The following is a 19258-nucleotide window of genomic DNA, read 5'->3' as shown; positions in this document are numbered from 1 at the left end:
ACTAGCAACATCATGATTCTAGTGGAGCTTTTGAATTTGACATTTGAGCGAGAGCGCGCGGCCACCGGGACTCAAATGTCAAATTCGCTCCACTAGAAGCCCCAGCGAAGGCAGCGTGCCCGCTTGCGACCGAAGCAAATGTGTTGCGTGCAGACGTCGATCCGGCCGCCGCCGCAACTGCAATTGTTGCAGCCGTCGAACCATTCCACGCACAGTCTGGGGCACTGAGCGCCGGGAACCGAGAACCGCGCGAGCCATGGACCGCGGCGGTCCCCTTCGGCGAGAGAGGCCGCCTCTGACGAAGACTGGGACGCCGTCACGATCATCAGCGCGGCCACTGCCGCAAACAAGGCTCGCATGTCCAGTCCCCGTTTCGTTGCGTTTGTTGTCGCGGCGTTGCAGGCACGCATCATCGCCCCGAAAAAGGCGAACCTTCTCAAGGCCCTCTTTCTTTTTAGTCAGCATATGCATAAAACTGTTTCATATTGAGAAAAAGTGATCGAGCGTTTGTATGAGTATTCATGAGTTGAATGGCGAGCGCGTCATCGACCGGTCTGGCGATATCGATCAGCGCCCGCCCGACGAAATTGGCCCTCCGGCGAACAGCGTTGTCCCATCCCGGCGCGAAAGCTCCCCGGCCTGTCTTGTCGCCGATCTGCAGCGGGATACGGCTATTGCGCGCGCGGCCACGGTTCAGGCTTCGGTCGATCCGGTTGCCGAGAGGGTGGAGCGCCTTCAGGCTGAAATCGACGCGGCTTTCGTCACGTCAGCCAACCGCCTTTCGACACTTTCGGAGTCAATCGCGGCGCAGGAGAAGAAATGCGTCGCGCCGAGCCTTCACGACGAGATGCGCGCGGCACGTCTCGCCCGCCAATCCGTGGTCATTGAAAGCGGGCCTGAACTTGCCGAGCGCTTGAGCGAGGAGAGGAGCCGGCTCGCCGATCTCGCCGCGTTCAAGGCCCGATACCGCATCGCGCGCGAGCCGCATTATGCCGCGTCGCCGGTTCTTGGGCTCGGCGTTCTCTGCGCGCTCGTCATCGCCGAAACAACGGTGAACGGCATCCTGTTCGCCGGCACGAGCGAGCAGGGCCTTTTCGGTGGCTGGCTTGAAGCGCTGGTACTTGCGATTGCGAATGCGGGCGCGGCTTTTCTCATCGGCTATTTCGCACTGCCGCAGCTCAACCGGCGCTCGTCCGTCGCAAAGGCGGGCGCGTGCGTCTTCGTCCTCGCAGGCATCGCCGCCATCTTTGCGATAAACCTGTTCGGGGCGCACTACCGCGATTTTCGCGAGCGCGCTTTCAACGACGCCATCGCGACGAGCCGCCCGACCACGAAGTCGGCTGCTCCTGCCGGCGCGGTACGGCAAGGTCTCGCTGCGTTGCCCGCGAGATCGGCGAACGAGACGAAAGACGCTGCGCTTCCCGCGTCAGGATCGAAGAGTACCGAAGCGGACGCGCTTCGCAGGCTCGTCGAGAACCCGTTCCGAATTGAAGGTTTTTCCAGCCTGTTTCTCCTGATCATCGGCTTGTGCGCCGCGCTGATCGCGGCGGCCGACGGCTATAAATTTGACGACCCGATCCCGGGCTACGGTCGGCGGCATCGAAGCTATCGGCGCGCTCGTGCGGCCACGGCGGCAACGCTGCGCCGGGCGATGCATCGGGCGCGGGGAAGTTCAAGCGGCGCATTTCAGGCCCTCGACCGCAAGCTCGATCGGCAAGTCACGGCGCTTGCCGAGTTGTCGTCGCGTCACGATGCCTTTGCCGCCGAGCGCCGCCGCCTTCAGACCGATCTCGACGACGCCGTGCGGCGCGCGGAGGCCGAGATCGAGAGCCTGGAGCGCCTTTCCCGCCGGTCGGTGCGGGGGAGTTTCGTGTATGCGCTCGCAGCGAAACAACTTCCTCCTCTCGACGCAGACCGCGGCAAGTTTCTGGAAACACAGGGGAAGAACCTGAAAGCGCTGCAACAGGCCGTCCAGAAGGAGAAGGACGAGTCGTTCCGCTTTCTCGATGCAGCGGCCGATGGATTTGAGGGCGTCGTCGCCGAAGCCGTTCGAACCGGCTTCGATAGCGCGCAGCCGTCGGGACAAAATGGAAACGCGGAGGCGACCGCATGCTGAGATCGGTCTTCGGAGTGCTTTTGATCGCTTGCTCTGCCGCGCTCGCGGGAGGCGGCTTTTATGCCGCCGCAAGCCTGAAGGCGGAGATGATCGACACCGCGACGCTCTGCCCGCGTAACGGCGCCACGAGCGCCACACTGATCCTTATCGATCGTACCGATCCGCTGACGCCGGTCGAGCAGGCATTCGCAAAAGACCTGATCGCCACGCAGCGCGACGCAGCGGCGCGGGGTGAACGGATCGCCGTCAAGGTGCTGCGAGAGCGGGAACGGGGCCTCGGCGTGGCGCTCGAAACGCTGGTGGACCTCTGTAATCCGGGCGCGGAAGCAAATCCGTTTTTCGAAAATTCGAAACGAATCGCGGCCCGTTATGAGAGCGCCTTTCTTCAGCCGGTCGATGACGCACTGGCCGAACTTGGGCGGGAGGGTACGGCAACGGCCTCGCCGATCGCCGAGGCCCTGGCGCTCGGGGTGCAGAGCCTCGATGTGCAGCCGGACGGCCCCCTGCGGGTGGTTCTGATCTCGGACATGATGGAGCACGGGCCCGGCGCGTCGGCCTATAACGGGTCGCTCACCCCGGCGTCGCTGAACGAGCGGTTGCTGCCGGAGGTCCGGCCCGCCCTGAGTGCGGCGCAGATGAAAATCGTGCTGCTTCCGCGCCCTCGCTTTGCGAAGCAGCAGGCATCGGCGATGAGGGTGTGGCGTCGGCTGTTTCTGGAGCTTTCGGGCCGCGACCCCGATCTCGCGCAGCCTTTCGGCTCAGGCGCGTGACATGTCGCGCTCTCTGCCTGCAAAAGGTCGCGCTGCGCCGGATCGTAAGCGCGTCGATCTTGCGATGCTTGGCGGGACGGCACGGCCATAACGCGGGGCTCGCGCCGCATCCGCTCGGTGAAGATGGCGTAAGAGTTCGGGAGAGCATCAGCAACAGCGCTTACTCCGCGCATCCGCAAGGTAAACCGCGCGCAAAAAAGCCGGGTCACGAGGCTTCGGCGCCCGCGCGCACGCCGAACAGAGAGCCGCTGAACAGGGCCGTCGACATCAAGACCGGTTCGAGCGCGGCCTGCCGTATCAGCGCAGTAGAGACCCGCAACCCGGTCGCGGATGAAGGAAAAGTCGACCGCCGCTTCGATCTTCTCAGAAGGCGTTCCTTCGGGACCGATCCTTCGATGCTCACCATCTCAAGCGCCGTCTGTCGGGGGAATCGGTTTCTTCAGCATGCCCCACAGAATCAAAAAGCTCCCGCCGAGGCGGGGCTTTGTCAGCTGTCTCGGCCGGAGCGCGAGGCTCCGGCTTTTCGTTCTGAAGGTACGGCTTAGCCGACGTACGAGTTCTGCCCGGCCTGAATGCGCTTCAGCGCGGTGACGAGGGCGTCGACATCGCTGAAGGTGTTGTAGAGGGCGAAGGACGGACGAACCGTCGCTTCGAGGCCGAAGCGACGCAGGATCGGCTGCGCGCAGTGATGCCCCGAGCGCACCGCGATGCCGTGCTGGTTCAGCGCCGCGCCCACGGCCTCGCTCTTCTGGCCCGCGAGGACGAAGGAAACCACGCCCGCCTTCTCCGGCGCGGTGCCGATAATGCGAAGCCCCGGTACTTCGGGCAGAACCTTCGTGGCATACGCAATCAGGTTGTGCTCATGCGCGGCGATGGCGTCCATGCCGATGCCGTTCAGGTAATCGATGGCTGCGCCGAGCCCCACCGCATCCGCGATGCTGCCCGTGCCCGCCTCGAACCTCGTCGGCGCGGCATGGTATTCCGTCCGCTCGAAGGTCACGTCCTTGATCATGTTGCCGCCGCCCTGCCAGGGCTGCGTCGCGTCGAGCAGATCCTTCTTGCCGTAGACGACGCCGATGCCCATCGGCGCGAACACCTTGTGACCCGAAAGCACGAACCAGTCCGCATCGAGCGCACGCACATTGACGGGCATGTGCGAGACCGATTGTGCGCCGTCGAGCAGCACGCGGGCGCCGTAGCGATGCGCCATGTCGATCATCGTCTTGGCAGGGGTGACGGTACCGAGCGCGTTCGACACCTGCGTGAAGGCGACGAGCTTGGTGCGCGGCCCGAGCAGCTTCTCATAAGCGTCGAGAAGCACCTGGCCGTGATCGTCGACCGGCACGACCTTGAGCTTGGCGCCCGTCTCCGTGCACAGCTGCTGCCATGGCACGATGTTGGCGTGATGCTCAAGCCATGTGACGATGATCTCGTCGCCCTCGCCGATGTTCTGGCGACCCCAGCTCTTCGCCACGAGGTTGATGCCTTCGGTCGCGCCGCGAACGAAGACGATCTCTTCGGGCATGTCCGCGCCGATGAAGCCAGCCACCTTCTGGCGCGCGTTTTCATAGGCATCGGTCGAGCGCGCGGCAAGTTCATGCGCGCCGCGATGGACGTTGGAGTTTTCCCATGCGTAGTAATGCACGAGGCGGTCGATGACAGCCTGCGGCTTCTGAGTCGTGGCGGCGTTGTCGAGCCAGACCAGCGGACGACCGTTCACCTGCTGATGCAGGATCGGGAAGTCGCGGCGAACGGCGAGCACGTCGTAGCCGGTTTGCGGCCCTTGCGAAACCGGACCGCCTTTCGCGTTTGTCGCGTGCGACAGGCGGCTTTCGTCCAGGAAGTAGAACTGCGAGCCGGGGCGCCCGTTGTTCGGCGTCCGGCCGGCTGTCGGGTGAGAAGCCGGAACCTGACCGGCAGGCTTGCCGGGCGATGTCAGCCCCGGAAGACCAGGGACGTCAAGAAAGCCGCCTGCGATTTCCTCAAGGCCGGGATAGGTGGAAGCCGGCTTCGATGCCGTTTCAGCATAACCCGGTCCGCCAACGATCTGCGCCGGCGCAGAAGGCGCAGACAGCGGCAGACCGTGAGCGCCGCCGAAGTATGGAGGTGCGTAGGACGTCGGCTGCGGCACCGTAGCCTGCGGGACGTGCGGGCTCGCAGCCGCTTTCGCATGAGCTTCGACCGGCAGGGGAGCGGCGGATGGCGAGGATGCGGGGTGATGCGGGCCGGAGAGCGGCGCGTCGTGAGCTTGCGGCTTATAGCTTGAGCTGTGCCCCGGAGCACCCGCGAGCGGAACGTCCGCCGAGCGGGTCATTTCGATGGGGGCGCGGCCGCCGTTGGTGAGAGGTGAGGCCGTGGAGGGCAGGCTTCCGCCGGGCGGTGTCGCGAACATTTCGTTCGCGAGCCGCGTCAGCGTGTCCGCACTCGGCCAACCCGTCGGAGCGGGCAGACCGCCCAGCGTCTCCGCGATGCCGTTTCCGACGTCGGCCACCGGTGCCGCTTCGGAAAACGGGGCATCAGCCATGATAGGTGTCAGCGTAGGCATGATACTTGTCCACCTCAACGTCATCGAGGACCGCGATTGCGTCGTCAGTCAGAACCGAGAGCGAGCAGTAAAGCGAGATGAGATACTGCGCGATGGCTTTCGGGTTGATGCCCATGAAGCGGACCGACAGGCCCATGCTCTGCTCGCCGGGAAGGCCCGGCTGATAGAGGCCGACAACGCCCTGGCGGGATTCGCCGGTGCGAAGCAGGATGATCTTCGATTTGTTGCCTTCGAGAGGAAGCTTGTCGCTCGGGATGAGCGGAATGCCGCGCCACGTGAGGAAGGGCGATCCGAACATGGTAACGGTCGCCGGCGGTACGCCGCGGCGCGTGCATTCGCGACCGAACGCAGCGATGGCAAGCGGGTGGGCCAGGAAGAAGCCCGGCTCTTTCCAGACCTTGGTGATCAGTTGGTCGAGATCGTCCGGCGTCGGCGCGCCCGTGCGTGTCTTGATGCGCTGTGAGGGAATCGTGTTGGCGACGAGGCCGTATTCCTGATTGTTGATCAGTTCGCTTTCCTGCCGCTCCTTCACGATTTCAATCGCGAGGCGAAGCTGTTCCGCGATCTGATTGTGCGGCACGCTGTAGAGATCCGAAACGCGGGTGTGCACTTCGAGCACAGTATTGACCGCGCTCAGATAATATTCGCGGGGATGCTCTTCGTAATCCACGAATGTCTGCGGCAGCGTCCGTTCGTCGCGCTGGGAGCAGTCGACCGCGATGTCGCGGGATTCCTTGACGCGGTTGCGACGATAGATGCCAGCTTCCACGGGCACCCATTGCAAGCAATGGACGAGCCAGCGCGGCGTGATGCGGGAAAACTGGGCAACAGTCTTTGTGGCGTTGGCTAGTTGTCTCGCGGCAACGTCACCCAGCGCAGTATTGACAGGTGTATCGGCCATCGGTTGTTCTCTTTTGAGTCATAATTACAAGGATGCAGAAAATAATTCTGCCCTTCATCTGCGAAGAGCGTTCATTTTTTCTTGCATTCTTGATCAGATCGAACATGCGTTTGATGGCCGAAGCTTCGCACTATTTTCACTTCGCTTCAATATAAACGGAACCAAGTCGCGGCATTCGCTAATATTTTCCCGGTTTCGCCTGATGGCAAAAAGTACTTCTACGGAATGGCGGGCAGCTGAGCATGCCAATGCGGAATATTGCCAGTTTGGAGTATCGCGCAATTAATTGCGTCGCCGGTTTTCATCGCGCGACAGCGGCTTCCCCCGTGGGCCAGCGAGAGGCGCGAAATCTCGATCTCCCGTGCAGCTCCTTGAGAAGAGCGGGCGGGATCGCGCAGATGCCGGTCGTAGGCTTTGTGAAGTGAGCGCGGGTATTCGAGCGCGAACGGCTTGATCCGTCTCGGTGCGATGAGTTCGTCCTAACGCTGCCAGCCGGGCGAGTAGCCGTGATGCTTCACCTTCAGCAGGTTAGTTCAAGCGGCTTCGTCCGCTCGGATCGTCGTTCCGTCGCGCAGAAGCAGAGACAAGGGCAGCGGTTTGATCTCGCCGGGAGGAAATTGAAACCAGTAACGCACTCGCCACAAAGGTGAGCCCGATTCAAAATCGCCGCTCCATAAGGGCGACGATTTTACGGCTTAGGCGGTGTGATCGCGTCCGCAAGCTTCTCGCCGACGAGGGCGAACGCGAGTTGAACCTCTTTGTCGAGGGCGTAGCCCCTGTAGGTTTCCTTTCCGACGCCGAACTCCAGACGATTCACCGGCGCCGAACCTTTAAGGACAGGGGCGCCCTCCTTGATCTGGACCACGAGCGGCAGCTTTACGGTCTTCGTCACACCCTTCAACGTCAGTTCGGCATCGACGACATACTTGCCGTCACCGACAGGCTTTGCGCCCTTTGCGATCAGCTTCGCTGTTGGATGGCGTTCGACATCGAGAAACTCTTCCGAGAGGGCAACTTCGTCCGCCGCCCTAAAGCCAGTCGTGGTGCTGCGCATGTTGAGCGTCAGTTCGATCAAGGCTTGCTCAGGCGCCTCGGGGTTGAAGCGGACGACGCTCTTGTAATCCTTGACGCTGCCTTCGGCTGAAAATCCGCCCGCACCGGCGACGAAGGCGACATCCCTGTCCCAGGGCCTTATGCCATCCTGACGTCCTGCGAGCAGAAGAATGCCCGCACCGACGGCTAAAATCGCAAGGATGGCCGCATTCGTGCTGCGCGTTTTGCCAGACATCGTTCAAACCTCAAAAAATGGGGCGGCAGAGCGACTTAAGGAGGCGCCACCGCATGACGACCATGAGCGAAACCATGCATATATTTGGTGACATGGTGGATAACAATATCGCCGCAGGCCCTGTTTCAGCCTGAGGTTAAGGATGTCGTAGGCGTCGGCGGGGAACATCGCACCGTTACCCGGCGGCTCCGTTGCCGAGCCTTGAGCGGAAATCGTCATAAGAGAAGCGGCTGAGGCGCTCGGTGCTGCCATCCTCGTGCAGCGCGTAAAAATCGGGCAACGGCACACCGTTGAACGTGCTCGCCTGAACGAAGCTGTATTGCAGTTGATCGCCGAAGATCACGCGGTCCCCGGGCTTAAGAGGCGCGTCGAAGGAATATTCGCCGATGATGTCGCCGGTCATGCAGGTGTTGCCCGCCAGCGTATAGGTGTGCGGCTTCTCGCCCGGTCCGCCCGCGCCGATGACGGGCGCATGCCAGCCCGCGATCAGTACGTCCGGCATGTGGCAGGGCGCGGAAGCATCGAGAATCGCGATCGTCTTGTCGTTGCGGTAGACGTCGAGGACAGTCGCCACGAGATAACCCGCGTCCATCACGAGCGCGCCGCCGGGCTCCATGATGGTCTCGACATGCGGGAACGTGTCGCGGAACCGGTTCAGCGCCGCGACGAGCGCATCGACGTCATAGGCGGGATCGTTGAAATAATGGCCGCCGCCAAAATTGACGGCGCTCACCTTGTTGACGAGATGCCCGAACGCGCCCGCAATCCGTTCGATCAGGCCGATCGACGCCGCGTGGCCCGATTGGCACAGCGCGTGTGCGTGCAGGATGTCGATGTCGCCCCACGGGATATCGCCGAGCGTGTGCTCCGGCGCGCCGAAGCGCGAGCCCGACGAACAGGGATTATAGAGATCGCCGCCGACCGTCGAATTCGAGAACCCGGGATTGATGCGCAGGCCGACCTTGCGGCCCGCAGCCTTCGCGCGGGGCAGATAGCGCGCCACCTGCTCCGCCGAATTGAAATAGACGTCGTCCGCGAGTCCGAGAATCTCGTCGAACTCGCTCTCCTTGTAAGCAGGCGAATAGACGTGGACCTGCTTGCCGAATTCCTCGCGCCCCATGCGCGCCTCGAACAGGCCGCTCGCGGTGTTGCCGTCGAGCGTGTCCCGGAACAGCGGGAACAACGTCGGCATCGCAAACGCCTTCGTGGCGAGAAGCACGGTGGTGCCGGTCTCGCGGCGCACCCTGGCGGCCGTCGCCAGATTGGCTTTGAGGCGCGCGAGATCGGCGACGTAAGCCGGCGTCGGAATGTCGGCCAGCAGGTCCAGAAGCGTCATGCTCTCTCCGTCAGCAAGGGAACTCGGGCGCGTCTTTCACGTGCCAGGGAAGGCCCTGCTTCGCAAGCTCTTCGAGGAAGGGCTTCGGCGGCATCTGCTCGATGTTGAACACGCCCTTGCCGCTCCAGATGCCCTTCAGAATCATGATGGCAGCCGTCACCGCCGGGACGCCCGTCGTGTAGGACACGGCCTGCGCGCCGACTTCGCGGTTGCTCTCGGCGTGATCGCAGACGTTATAGATGATCTTCGTGAGGGGCTTGCCGTCCTTCACGCCCTTGATCACGGTGCCGATGGAGGTCTTGCCCGTATAGTCCGGGGCGAGCGAGGATGGCTCGGGCAAAAGCGCCTTCAGGAATTCGATCGGGATGATGTCGATGCCCTTGAACTTGACGGGATCGATGCGCGTCATGCCGATGCTCTGCAGCACGTCGAGGTGCTTGATGTAGTTGTCGGAGAACGTCATCCAGAAGCGGATTCGCTTCAGACCGCGGATGTTCTGGACGAGCGATTCTTCCTCCTCGTGGTAGATGAGGTAGGATTTGCGCGGGCCGACTTCCGGATAATCGATCATACGGGAGATGCTGAGCGGGTCGATTTCGATCCACTCGCCGTTTTCCCAATATTTGCCGCGCTGGGTCACTTCGCGGATGTTGATTTCCGGGTTGAAGTTGGTCGCGAAGCTCTTGCCGTGGCTGCCGTCGTTGCAGTCGATGATGTCGATCTCGTGGATCTCGTCGAACAGGCTTTCCTGCGCGTAGGCGCAGAACACGTTCGTCACGCCGGGGTCGAAACCGCAGCCGAGCACGGCGAGATTGCCCCTGGCCTTGTACTTTTCATCGAACGGCCACTGCCATTTGTAGGTGAACTTCGCCTCGTCCTTTGGCTCGTAATTCGCCGTGTCGATGTAATCGACGCCCGTCTGGAGGCAGGCTTCCATGATCGTAAGATCCTGGTAGGGCAGGGCCATGTTGATGACGAGGCGCGGCTTGACCCGTTCGATCAGCTTCACCACCGCGGCGGTATCGTCCGCATCGATCTGCGAAATCTCGATTTCACTCGCGCACTGCTTCTGGATCGCTTCGCATTTCGACAGGGTGCGCGACGCAAGATGAATGGTCCCGTCGAAAACGTCGCGATTCATCGCGCATTTCTTGGTCACTACCGCGCCGGCCGCGCCGCCGCCGATGATGAGAACGTTGTTCATGGGTGCTTCTGTCCGTTTTTCCTGGGGCAGGAGGGGAGATTGTTCATCCCGGGTTTTCGCCCCGCGTCTGTGCGGGCTCTTGATATATTTAGGCGGTTTGTTGTTGTAAAGCGAGAAGCCCGAGGGGACACAAGAAAGTAATACCGCAATCCCTTGCGGTAAGACGGGCCCCGAAACGCTTCAATATCGGCGATATTTATGACACCTATGTGAAGTAATAAACAGCGCGATGCGAAAGATCGATCTAATTTTTTGAAGAAAAGACGCAGGAATGAGATCGCCTTTGCTTATCCCGATGAGCCGGTCCAAGCGGTTGGCGTGCTTTGTCAGTGGCGGCGAAACCGCGACTCTTTTTAAGCCAGCTCGGGAGCAACGGGGGAAAGCAGGGGGGAGGCGATGAGATCTGGCGGAGAGAGAGGGATTCGAACCCTCGAGACGGTTTCCCGCCTACACACTTTCCAGGCGTGCGCCTTCAACCACTCGGCCACCTCTCCAGACGCGCCGGACAAACCGAAGCCGAAGCAGCGCGAGGCTGCACTATAGCGATCAGCGAAGCGCCTGCAAGCCCAGATGCGCGGTTTTTTGGCGTTCCTTCCGCATCTTTTTCTACGGGCCGATGGCTATGGGAGAGGTCGGCCCGCCCACCGGCGGCTCGGCGGGGCGGCTTTCGGGTACGATTGAACGCGCCCGCACGTCGCATTAAGAAAACAGACGCAAAGTCGCCGCATTCTTTTTTTGAAGCCTTCTAAAAAGGCCCTCATATTGCCACAACCGAAAGGCCATCTTCGCGCAAGGCTCCCGGCTCCCGGTTGTTGGAATTTTGACGACGAAAAACCTCTGTCGCGGAAGCGTCAGAATGTTCGTTACAAAAAAAGACAAATTAGGGTTGCACAAGCGCGCATCCTTCTTATTCCGGATCGGCAGTCACATGAAGTTACGGTATCTCGGCGGCTACGCTGCGGCATTCATCGCGGTCGGGTTCGGTTGGCTCATCTTCTCGTGGCCATGGCTGTCCGGGGATGTCACGATCCCCTATGACGCGAAGGCACATTTTCAGCCGCAGCTTCAGTTTCTGGCGAACGCGCTCCATACGGGGCAATCGCCATTCTGGGCGCCCAATGTTTTCGGCGGATCGCCCCAGATCGCCGATCCGCAATCGCTGATCTTCTCGCCAGCCTTCCTTCTCGCCTACCTTGACCCGGCCCCGAGCTTCAGGCAACTCGATTTTTATTGCTTTCTGTTGCTGGGGATCGCGGCATTCTCGGTGCTGATGCTGTTCCGCGACCGGGGCTGGCATCCGGCAGCGGCGACGGTTGCCGCGCTCGGCGCGGCTTTTGGCGGCTCGGCAATCTGGCGCATCCAGCACATCGCGCAGATCGAAGCCTTCGCGTTCTTCATGCTCTGCCTGTGGCTTCTGGCGCGCGCGCTCGACCGCAAATCGATCCTCTATGGCACGCTTGCCGGTGTTGCCGCTTCGGGCATGATCATCCAGCCCGGACAGATCGCGCTGATCGGCGCCTATGTGCTCCTTGGCTACACAGTCCATCACTGGATCGCGTCGCCGCGCTTCTGGCCGGCGGTGCGTCAGAGCATTCTTCCGCTCGCGGGCGGAACCATCGCCGCCACGCTCATCGCGGCGGGGCCGATCCTGCTTGCGTTCCTTTTCGTGGAACATTCGAACCGGCCCGAAATTCCGTTCGACGAGGCCGCACGCGGCGCCTTGCACCCGGCGTCGCTTCTCACGACGCTCATCCCGGATCTTTTCGGCGTCAAGACCGAGGAGCCCTATTGGGGCCCTGCGAGCATCGAATGGCCGGCCGATTGGCTGGCGATGACCGAAAACATGGGCCAGCTCTATATCGGCGCGCTGCCGGTGCTGTTGCTGCTGGGCGTAGGCTTCCTCAAGGGGCGCATCTTCGCGCGGGAAATCCGGTTCTTCACCCTCGCCATCACCGGCCTTCTCCTGTACGCGCTGGGCCGCTACACCGGCGCTTTCACGCTCCTCTATTACTATCTGCCCGGCGTCGACATGTTCCGCAGGCCCGCCGACGCGACCTATGCGCTCTGCGCCATGACGGCGATTCTTGGCGGCTACATGCTGCACCGTGTCCTCACCGGCGCGGATGAGCTGACGCGGGAGCAGACGAAGTGGCTTGCGGTCGCGGTCGGGGGCTTGTGCCTCACGGGTCTCGGCGTCGCGGCCTTTCATGAACATCTTCTCGATGCGATGGAGCCGGTAGCGTTGGCGCTCGCGGTGTTCGCCGTCGCGTGGGGCACGCTCGCCTTTGCGCGCAGACACGCCGCAGGCCAGGGCGCTCTGGCCGTGCTCGCGCTTGGCGGTTTCATGACCGCCGATCTCGTCATCAACAACGGTCCCAACCGCTCAACCGCGTTGCCGCCGTCCACCTATGACGAGTTGCGCGTGGATTCGAAGAACGACACGCTCGCTCTCCTGAAGGAGCGGCTTTCACAGCGGCCGGGTTCAGATCGGCGTGACCGCGTGGAAATGGTCGGCCTCGGCTTCGAGTGGCCCAACACGAGCCTCGTGCACGGCTTCGACCACTCGCTCGGCTATAACCCGCTGCGCATCGCGGAGTTCGTGGAAGCGATGGGCGATGTGGAAACGACCGCCGAAACCTATCAGCGCGACTTCACACGGCTGTTTCCGTCCTACCGCTCGACCCTCGCCGACATGATGGGCATTCGCTACATCGCCATCGATGAGCCGATCGAACATCTCGACAAGCAGTTGAAGCCGGGCGATCTGAAGCTCGTCGCGCATACGAAGGACGCCTACATCTACGAGAATCCCCGCGCGCTGCCACGCGTGCTTTTCGCCTTCGACTGGCAGCCCGCGAATTTCGCGCAGCTCAAGAAGGATGGCCGCTGGCCCGTCTTCGATCCGCGGCGCACGGTGCTCTTCCACGCCGAGCGGCCGCAGACGGTCGTGCTGCCGCCGAAGCCCGTGTCGATGCCTGAGGCGCGGACGTCCCTGCGCAGCTATCGGAATACCGTCGTCGAGATAGAGGTCGAGACGTCCGCGCCCGGCTTCGTCGTGCTGAACGACAACTGGCACCCATGGTGGTTCGCCACTGTCGATGGCAAGCCGACGGACATCTACCGCGCGAATGTGCTGTTCCGCGCGGTGCAGGTGCCGTCCGGCAGGCATCTGGTACGGTTCGAATTCAAGCCGGTGGAAGGCGCGGTGAGGGAAGTCCGTGCGCGCCTCGAAGGGAAGTCTCTCGAACCTGGCCTGCCGCCAAGAATGCCGCGGATCAGGCCTGAGGCCAGCCTGCCGGTGTCGCCGAGGCCCGCTGGCTGAGCGCCGCGAAGGCTGGACTGCGCAGCCAGTCATATTCGCGGATGCGGGCGGCTCTGATGGGATCGCCTTCCCCATCGCCGCCGCCCGGCTTGGCGACATGGCACATGATGAGAGGCCACGCGCCTGCGGCACTTTCGAGCCATCCCTGCCAGAGTTGCGGAAGGCTCGCCGTTTCGGAGAAGTCGTAAACGCCCGCAAAATCCGTGTTGGTGATGTGTCCGTGCTCTTCGGCGAGCTTCGACAGCCGCACCGCCCCCGTCCGCGCGATCACCGCCGCTTTTGTACCGCGCTTGACCTTCGGCGTGCAGATGCGAAGGCCAACGAGCCGCGCATTGCCCGCGTAGCGGTCTGACAGGACATCGACGAGAACTTCCGCCACGCCGGGAAGATGATGCACGTGCTGATGACCGTCGACGAACTGCGGCGGGGCGCCCATGCCTTCTTCATAGATGAGAAGCTGTTTCGCGATGGCCTGACGCACGAGCTTCAGATCGAGGCGGCGAGCATGCGCCAATGCGATGAGCGTCGACAGGCGATGGTTCGGCCTCTTGCCTTCCACGAACGGGCTGGTGAGGTCGAGATGAAGGCCGCGGGACAGTGGCGCGGTCCGTAATGAGCGCGCCGCAACCATCCATCGGGGCGAAAGCACCATGGCGCTCGCGGCGGTCACGACACCCTTGCCAGCCAGTTCGAGGATCGCTGCGTCCACACGTTCGTCCAGCGCGTAGTCGTCCGCGTTGATGATGATGTTTTTCATAAGAGCTAGCCTTGCGGCTGAGCGAAGGCCCAGAGCTTCGAGAGGAGGAAAGTGGCGACAGCGACACCCAAAATCACGGCCGCAAGTATCGGAAGGTAATAGGTCGGACCGAATACGCGCAAGAGCTCGGCGTAGGCGGCCTGATTGATTGCGAACCCGGCGAAAGCGACCGCGAAGAAGCGTCGCCGGGCGACGGCAAGGCTCTCACGGGACACAGGAAAGGTAAAGCGCGAATGGCCCGCGAAACTGACGAAAAAAGCCACACCGAAGCCGATCGCGTTTGCGGCGAGCGGCTTTAGGCTCAAAAGCTCGACAACGAGCGCCACGACGCCGAGATGCGTGAGCGCGGCGGCGCAGCCGACAGCGACGAAGATCGCGATCTGCCGCATTACAGGCGCCTGTCCGTTCCGGAAGATTGTGCCTCCACGACCAGAGCGGTCGCGTCGTAAACGGGGGAGGCCGCACGCGGCGGCGACTTCACGCGGCTGTCTTCCGCAACGATGTAGATGGGGCGTTGCTTGGCTTCCTCGAAGGTGCGTCCGAGATATTCCGCGATGATACCGAGCGCGAGAAGCTGAACGCCTGAGAGAAACATCATGCCGACCGCGAGCGTCGGCCAGCCCGGCACGCGGCTGCCCTGCACGTAATGCTCGAACAGCAGGTAGCAGCCATAGAGAAATGCGGTGCTCGATATGACGAGCCCGGTCAGCGAAACAAGCCGCAGCGGCACGACGCTGAACGAGGTGAGCCCGGTGAAGGCGAGCTTGAAAAGTTGCCGCCATGTAAACTTGGTGACGCCCGCAACGCGCGGTTCCGGCTGAAAAGGCACGAGCACCGTGCGGAAGCCGACCCAGGCGAAAAGCCCTTTCATCTGCCGGTTCCGCTCCGGCAGCGCGTTGATCGCGTCGACCACCTTGCGGTCCAAAAGCCGGAAGTCGCCCGCGTCGGGCGGGATTACCACATGGCTGCCGGCCTGCATCAGCCAATAATACCCTGCCTTGAAACGGCGCTTCAGCCACGTTTCGAGGCGTTCGTTCTGCACGCCCGCGATCACCTCGGCCCCTTCGCTCCACTTGTCGAGGAATACCGAGATGAGGGCCGGGGGATGCTGACCGTCCGAATCCATCAGGATGACGGCGTCCCCCGCCGCAGTCTTGAGCCCCGCCGACAGCGCGGCTTCCTTGCCGAAATTTCGGGAAAAGCGGATGTAGCGCAGAGCGGGCTGCTTCGCGCAGAGATCGAGCATCACTTCGCGCGTGCCGTCCGTGCTGCCGTCGTCGACCACCAGAATCTCATGGGCGAAGCCGGTATTTGCGAGCGCATGAAGAATCGAGGAGACGACGATGGGCAGTCCTTCGCTTTCATTATAGGCGGGAAGGACGACCGAAATCAGTGTAGGGCGGCGCGTATCCATGGACACTCTGACAACTCAAGCGCTTCTGACGCAATTCACTTAGCTTATGACGCGCTCGGCCGCAATCAAGGGAGCGGCGGTCTCCCGCCGCCCGCCTTTTGGCTAATTCGTGAGCTTCAGAGCGGCAAGGTCGATAGAAAGCTTCACGTCCTTCTCGACCGCGTAACCCGCAACCGATTTTGGGCCGACACCGAATTCGAGGCGGTCGATGATCGTCTCGCCCTTCACCGATGCCGCGCCGTTCGTCGTGGCAATCGTAAACGGCAGGGAGACAGGCTTCGCGACGCCCTTCAGAGTGAGACGGCCTTCGAGCACGTATTTGCCTTTCCCGGCCGGTTTCGCGCCGCTCGCGACGAACTCCGCGGTTGGAAAGCGTGCGGGGTCGAAGAAGTCCGGCGAAAGAAGCGTCTGGTCGACGTCGCTCTGGCCCGTGTCCACGCTTTTCACGTCGATCAGAACCCGGACCGATGTCTGCTCAGGCAGGGACGGATCGAACTCCACTTCGGACTTGAATGTCTTGAACGTGCCTTTCGTGACGAAGCCGCTGCCGTTCGCCTCGAAGGCGATGGCGCTCTTCTGGGGATCGACGCTCCATTCGCTCGCCCGCGCGTCATGCGCTCCAAGCAGCGCGACCGCGCCGCCCGCCGTCACGGCGAACGCCACCGCGACGCCACCGCCGAGAAAGCGCGGCGCCATGCGCGACCAGATGCCGTCACGCCTGATTACATGCCAGATCGTCGCCAGCACGTGCAGACCGATCACCCCGGCGAGACCGAAAGCGGCGAACTCGTGCACCTCTTCCAGCGCGTGATGGATGCTCTTCTTCTCGTCGGGGCCGAGCGCGACGAACCAGGGAAGAAGCGGGAAGGGCTGACCGAACAGGAGGGAGGGCTTGTCAGACGTGGAGATAAGCGCCCACCCGGACAGCACGATCAGGAAAACGAGGCCGTAAAGCGCGAGATGGGCAAGCGCCGCGCCGAGCTTCTCCAGCCCGGACATGGTGGCGGGCTCAGGCGGCGTCGCCGTGAACGCACGCCACAGGACGCGCAGCACCATCAGCGCAAGGATGGTGAATCCGAGCGACTTGTGCAGATTGTAAGCCTGGATCTTCTCCACGACGTTTTCGATGCCGCCCATCGTCCAGCCGAGATAGAGCATGAAAAATATAAGGGCGGCTATCACCCAATGCAGGACTTTCAGCCCTGCAGCGTAGTCTTGGCGTATCATGACGACACTGTCTCCTTACCACTTGCCGATGTTCGGCAATGATTTCCAAGGTTCGGCGGGCGCGAGAGGCGCGCCTTTCTGCAAGAGTTCGATGGAGATGTTGTCCGGCGAGCGGACGAAGGCCATGTACCCGTCGCGCGGCGGGCGGTTGATCGTCACGCCTGCGTCGGCAAGACGCCGGCACGTCTCGTAGATGTTTTCGACTTCGTAGGCAAGGTGACCGAAATTACGCCCCTCGCCATACTCCTCGGGGTCCCAGTTATAAGTGAGTTCCACAAGCGCGCTCTCGTCTCCCGGCGCGGCGAGGAACACGAGCGTGTAGCGTCCCTCGGGCCGTTCGAGTCGGCGCACCTCCCTCAGGCCGAGCTTGTTCACGTAGAAGTCGAGCGATCGGTCGAGGTCGCTGACGCGGACCATGGTGTGCAGATATTTCATTTCGAGCCTCCAGCTTGACCGTCATTTAGGCACGATGGCGGGTGCCGCAACCCGTTTGAGCGCTTAGGATACAATCATGACCGTTATGCAGGTGCGCGTTTCAACAGGTGTGGATAGTGAGGCGCCGCAATCGATGGCCGAAGCGGCATGCCATTGATTCGCAGGCCGTGTTTCCGCTCCAGGGTGGATTTTCGTCCCTCGCCAAATGTTAAGAAAGCCTTGCGAAAGGTCCGGCTTCGCGGTCTATGTGGATTTATGTCACATTTTTGTCAAAGTTTAGCACGGAATATCAATCACTTGCCGCGGTGAGGGCCAGCGGCAGGCAAGGCGGACCGCGTCGCGTGTTGGGGAAAGAGTTAATTTTCTCTAGCCTCGCTGGCGTGGAATGTTATGTTTCGGATGTGAGTTGGCGGGCGTTGAGGTCTTGGGCGAGATCTTTGCGGGCGCCACGTTTTTCAGTGAAGCGGGGGACTACAAAATGGGGGACAATTTACCTCCAACCATTACCTCTTTTAACGACATCGCAGAGCAACCAAGCATAGACGTCTTCGTGATCGCAGGCCACATCAAGTGGTTCGACGTGTCTAAGGGCTTCGGCTTCATCGTCCCTGACGGTGGTCTGCCCGACATCCTGATTCACGTTACCGTACTGCGGCGGGACGGCTATCAGACTGCGTATGAAGGCGCCCGAATTGTCTGCGAAGTCCTGCGGCGCGACCGCGGACTTCAGGCGTTCCGTGTGATCGAGATGGACGAGAGTACCGCCATCCATCCCTCGCAACTGCCCCAGCGGACACACGTCCATGTGGTTCCGGAAAGCGATTGGCAACGGGCCATGGTGAAGTGGTTCAACCGCCTCAAGGGCTTCGGGTTCCTCACCCGTGGCGCCGGGACGGAAGACATCTTCGTCCATATGGAGACGCTTCGTCGCTTCGGGTTTGCCGAGCTTCGTCCTGGACAAATCGTTCAGGTGCGTTATGGCCATGGCGACAAAGGCCTCATGGCTGCGGAGCTTCGTCCCGACGGCACGATGGGCTATCCGTCCTCGCATTAAGGGATCATGACCCCATGACCAAGGGTCGACCAAATATTACGAGGGCCGCGCTTGCGGCCCTTCTCTTTTTGAGTTCTCCTGTTCTCAGCCGGGCAATCATGGCGCCAGCATTTGGAGACGTGATTTTCAATCAAGCGAGCCTGACGATCGAGACCGCGAATGGGCCCGTGCTTCTGGATGTCGAAATTGCCGACACCGATCCGAAGCGCGAACAGGGGCTTATGTTCCGGCGCTCGCTGCCGGACAATCACGGCATGATTTTTCTGTTCGGCCGGGAGCGCGAGATCACGATGTGGATGAAGAACACGTTCATCCCGCTCGACATGGTTTTCATCGGGGACGACTGGCGGGTTGTCTCCATCGCGCAGAACGCCGAGCCATTTTCAACCGACGTGATATCTTCGCGTCGGCCCGCGTCGCGTGTGCTCGAAATAGGGGCAGGGCAGGCGAAGAAACTCGGGCTTAAGGTTGGCGACCGCGTTTCACTGAAAAAGTGAGGCTAGAAATGATGCAAAACCGGCGGTTCAATCTCGAAAGAGAGAAGGCGCCTCCGATCAACTGGCGGCGCGGCATGATCCGGCTCTGGATCCTGGCCTCCGCTGCCTGGATCATGGGCTGGTCCCTCTATTTTGCCATCGAATTCATCAACGGCGAAACCCGGCAGGAGCTGCTCGGCATTCCGGTCGTGCTTTTTGGCCCTCCGCTCGCGCTTTTTCTCTTCGGCCTGGCCACGAGATGGGCTTTTCGCGGCTTCGAGACCGACGACGAGCAAGCTTAGGTCAATCGCGGTTTTGCGGTTCCCGACGGCTCCAATCGCCTAAGTGACGCGGTACCCTTTTTCACGCGCGCGCTAGAGACACCCGCGACAAAGCGCGGTGCGCCTTTCTGT

General features: G+C 61.9%; 17 protein-coding genes and 1 tRNA gene. 6 read left to right on the top strand and 12 right to left on the bottom strand.

Features of this window, described 5'->3' with window-relative positions; genetic code table 11:
* Nucleotides 1–92: 92 nt before the first annotated feature.
* Complete coding sequence (locus tag QM659_RS10255) at nucleotides 93–359, bottom strand: hypothetical protein (protein WP_127075703.1); 267 nt, start codon at nucleotides 357–359, stop codon at nucleotides 93–95.
* Between the two features lie 152 nt (nucleotides 360–511).
* Between QM659_RS10255 and QM659_RS10250 the strand changes: the two genes are divergently transcribed.
* Nucleotides 512–2116 carry a hypothetical protein gene (locus tag QM659_RS10250; RefSeq protein ID WP_415188349.1) on the top strand — a complete coding sequence of 535 codons (1605 nt, stop codon included), beginning with the start codon at nucleotides 512–514 and terminating at the stop codon, nucleotides 2114–2116.
* Nucleotides 2110–2886, top strand: a complete 777-nt coding sequence (locus QM659_RS10245; protein WP_303486900.1) for a hypothetical protein — start codon at nucleotides 2110–2112, stop codon at nucleotides 2884–2886. The genes QM659_RS10250 and QM659_RS10245 overlap by 7 nt, the downstream gene beginning before the upstream one ends.
* A gap of 541 nt (nucleotides 2887–3427) precedes the next feature.
* Here QM659_RS10245 and QM659_RS10240 read toward each other — a convergent pair.
* The 6 genes from QM659_RS10240 to QM659_RS10215 form a co-directional block, all read right to left on the bottom strand.
* Nucleotides 3428–5410 carry a family 2A encapsulin nanocompartment cargo protein cysteine desulfurase gene (locus QM659_RS10240; protein WP_415188348.1) on the bottom strand — a complete coding sequence of 661 codons (1983 nt, stop codon included), beginning with the start codon at nucleotides 5408–5410 and terminating at the stop codon, nucleotides 3428–3430.
* The gene (locus tag QM659_RS10235; RefSeq protein WP_127075711.1) at nucleotides 5403–6332 is read right to left on the bottom strand and encodes a family 2A encapsulin nanocompartment shell protein; all 930 of its coding nucleotides are present in this window, start codon (nucleotides 6330–6332) and stop codon (nucleotides 5403–5405) included. The genes QM659_RS10240 and QM659_RS10235 overlap by 8 nt, the downstream gene beginning before the upstream one ends.
* A 688-nt stretch (nucleotides 6333–7020) precedes the next feature.
* Nucleotides 7021–7620 (bottom strand): YceI family protein, encoded by a 600-nt coding sequence (locus tag QM659_RS10230; protein ID WP_415188347.1) that lies wholly within the window; start codon nucleotides 7618–7620, stop codon nucleotides 7021–7023.
* Nucleotides 7621–7795: 175 nt separating this feature from the next.
* Entirely contained in the window at nucleotides 7796–8956 is a 1161-nt protein-coding gene (locus QM659_RS10225; RefSeq protein ID WP_415188346.1) for a carboxynorspermidine decarboxylase, read from the bottom strand.
* Nucleotides 8957–8966: 10 nt separating this feature from the next.
* Nucleotides 8967–10160, bottom strand: coding sequence for a saccharopine dehydrogenase family protein (locus tag QM659_RS10220; RefSeq protein ID WP_415188345.1), 1194 nt, complete (start codon nucleotides 10158–10160; stop codon nucleotides 8967–8969).
* A gap of 404 nt (nucleotides 10161–10564) precedes the next feature.
* Nucleotides 10565–10654 (bottom strand) — tRNA-Ser (locus QM659_RS10215).
* Between the two features lie 434 nt (nucleotides 10655–11088).
* On the opposite strand from QM659_RS10215, the gene QM659_RS10210 reads away from it, so the two are divergent.
* Complete coding sequence (locus QM659_RS10210; protein ID WP_415188344.1) at nucleotides 11089–13482, top strand: hypothetical protein; 2394 nt, start codon at nucleotides 11089–11091, stop codon at nucleotides 13480–13482.
* On the opposite strand, the gene QM659_RS10205 is transcribed toward QM659_RS10210, so the two are convergent.
* From QM659_RS10205 to QM659_RS10185, 5 genes are all read right to left on the bottom strand, one after another.
* The gene (locus tag QM659_RS10205) at nucleotides 13436–14239 is read right to left on the bottom strand and encodes a ChbG/HpnK family deacetylase (protein ID WP_415188343.1); all 804 of its coding nucleotides are present in this window, start codon (nucleotides 14237–14239) and stop codon (nucleotides 13436–13438) included. The genes QM659_RS10210 and QM659_RS10205 overlap by 47 nt on opposite strands.
* Before the next feature lie 5 nt (nucleotides 14240–14244).
* Nucleotides 14245–14628 (bottom strand): GtrA family protein, encoded by a 384-nt coding sequence (locus tag QM659_RS10200; protein WP_415188342.1) that lies wholly within the window; start codon nucleotides 14626–14628, stop codon nucleotides 14245–14247.
* A complete protein-coding gene (locus QM659_RS10195) occupies nucleotides 14628–15653 on the bottom strand; it encodes a glycosyltransferase family 2 protein (protein WP_127075724.1) in 1026 nt (341 codons plus the stop codon). The genes QM659_RS10200 and QM659_RS10195 overlap by 1 nt, the downstream gene beginning before the upstream one ends.
* A gap of 102 nt (nucleotides 15654–15755) precedes the next feature.
* Nucleotides 15756–16880 (bottom strand): YceI family protein, encoded by a 1125-nt coding sequence (locus tag QM659_RS10190; RefSeq protein ID WP_415188341.1) that lies wholly within the window; start codon nucleotides 16878–16880, stop codon nucleotides 15756–15758.
* Between the two features lie 15 nt (nucleotides 16881–16895).
* Nucleotides 16896–17315 carry a VOC family protein gene (locus tag QM659_RS10185; protein WP_303486880.1) on the bottom strand — a complete coding sequence of 140 codons (420 nt, stop codon included), beginning with the start codon at nucleotides 17313–17315 and terminating at the stop codon, nucleotides 16896–16898.
* Between the two features lie 478 nt (nucleotides 17316–17793).
* Here QM659_RS10185 and QM659_RS10180 point away from each other — a divergent pair, with 478 nt between their 5' ends.
* From QM659_RS10180 to QM659_RS10170, 3 genes are all read left to right on the top strand, one after another.
* Nucleotides 17794–18369, top strand: a complete 576-nt coding sequence (locus QM659_RS10180) for a cold-shock protein (protein WP_013418453.1) — start codon at nucleotides 17794–17796, stop codon at nucleotides 18367–18369.
* 119 nt (nucleotides 18370–18488) lie between these two features.
* Nucleotides 18489–18866, top strand: coding sequence for a DUF192 domain-containing protein (locus QM659_RS10175; protein WP_303486878.1), 378 nt, complete (start codon nucleotides 18489–18491; stop codon nucleotides 18864–18866).
* Nucleotides 18867–18874: 8 nt separating this feature from the next.
* Nucleotides 18875–19147 (top strand): hypothetical protein, encoded by a 273-nt coding sequence (locus QM659_RS10170; protein WP_245433909.1) that lies wholly within the window; start codon nucleotides 18875–18877, stop codon nucleotides 19145–19147.
* Nucleotides 19148–19258 lie beyond the last annotated feature (111 nt).

This window comes from Rhodomicrobium sp., assembly GCF_047605405.1.
Taxonomy (GTDB): Bacteria; Pseudomonadota; Alphaproteobacteria; order Rhizobiales; family Rhodomicrobiaceae; genus Rhodomicrobium; species Rhodomicrobium lacus.
The sequence above is the reverse complement of the archived record's forward strand: the minus strand, read 5'-3'. Positions and strand labels throughout refer to the sequence as shown.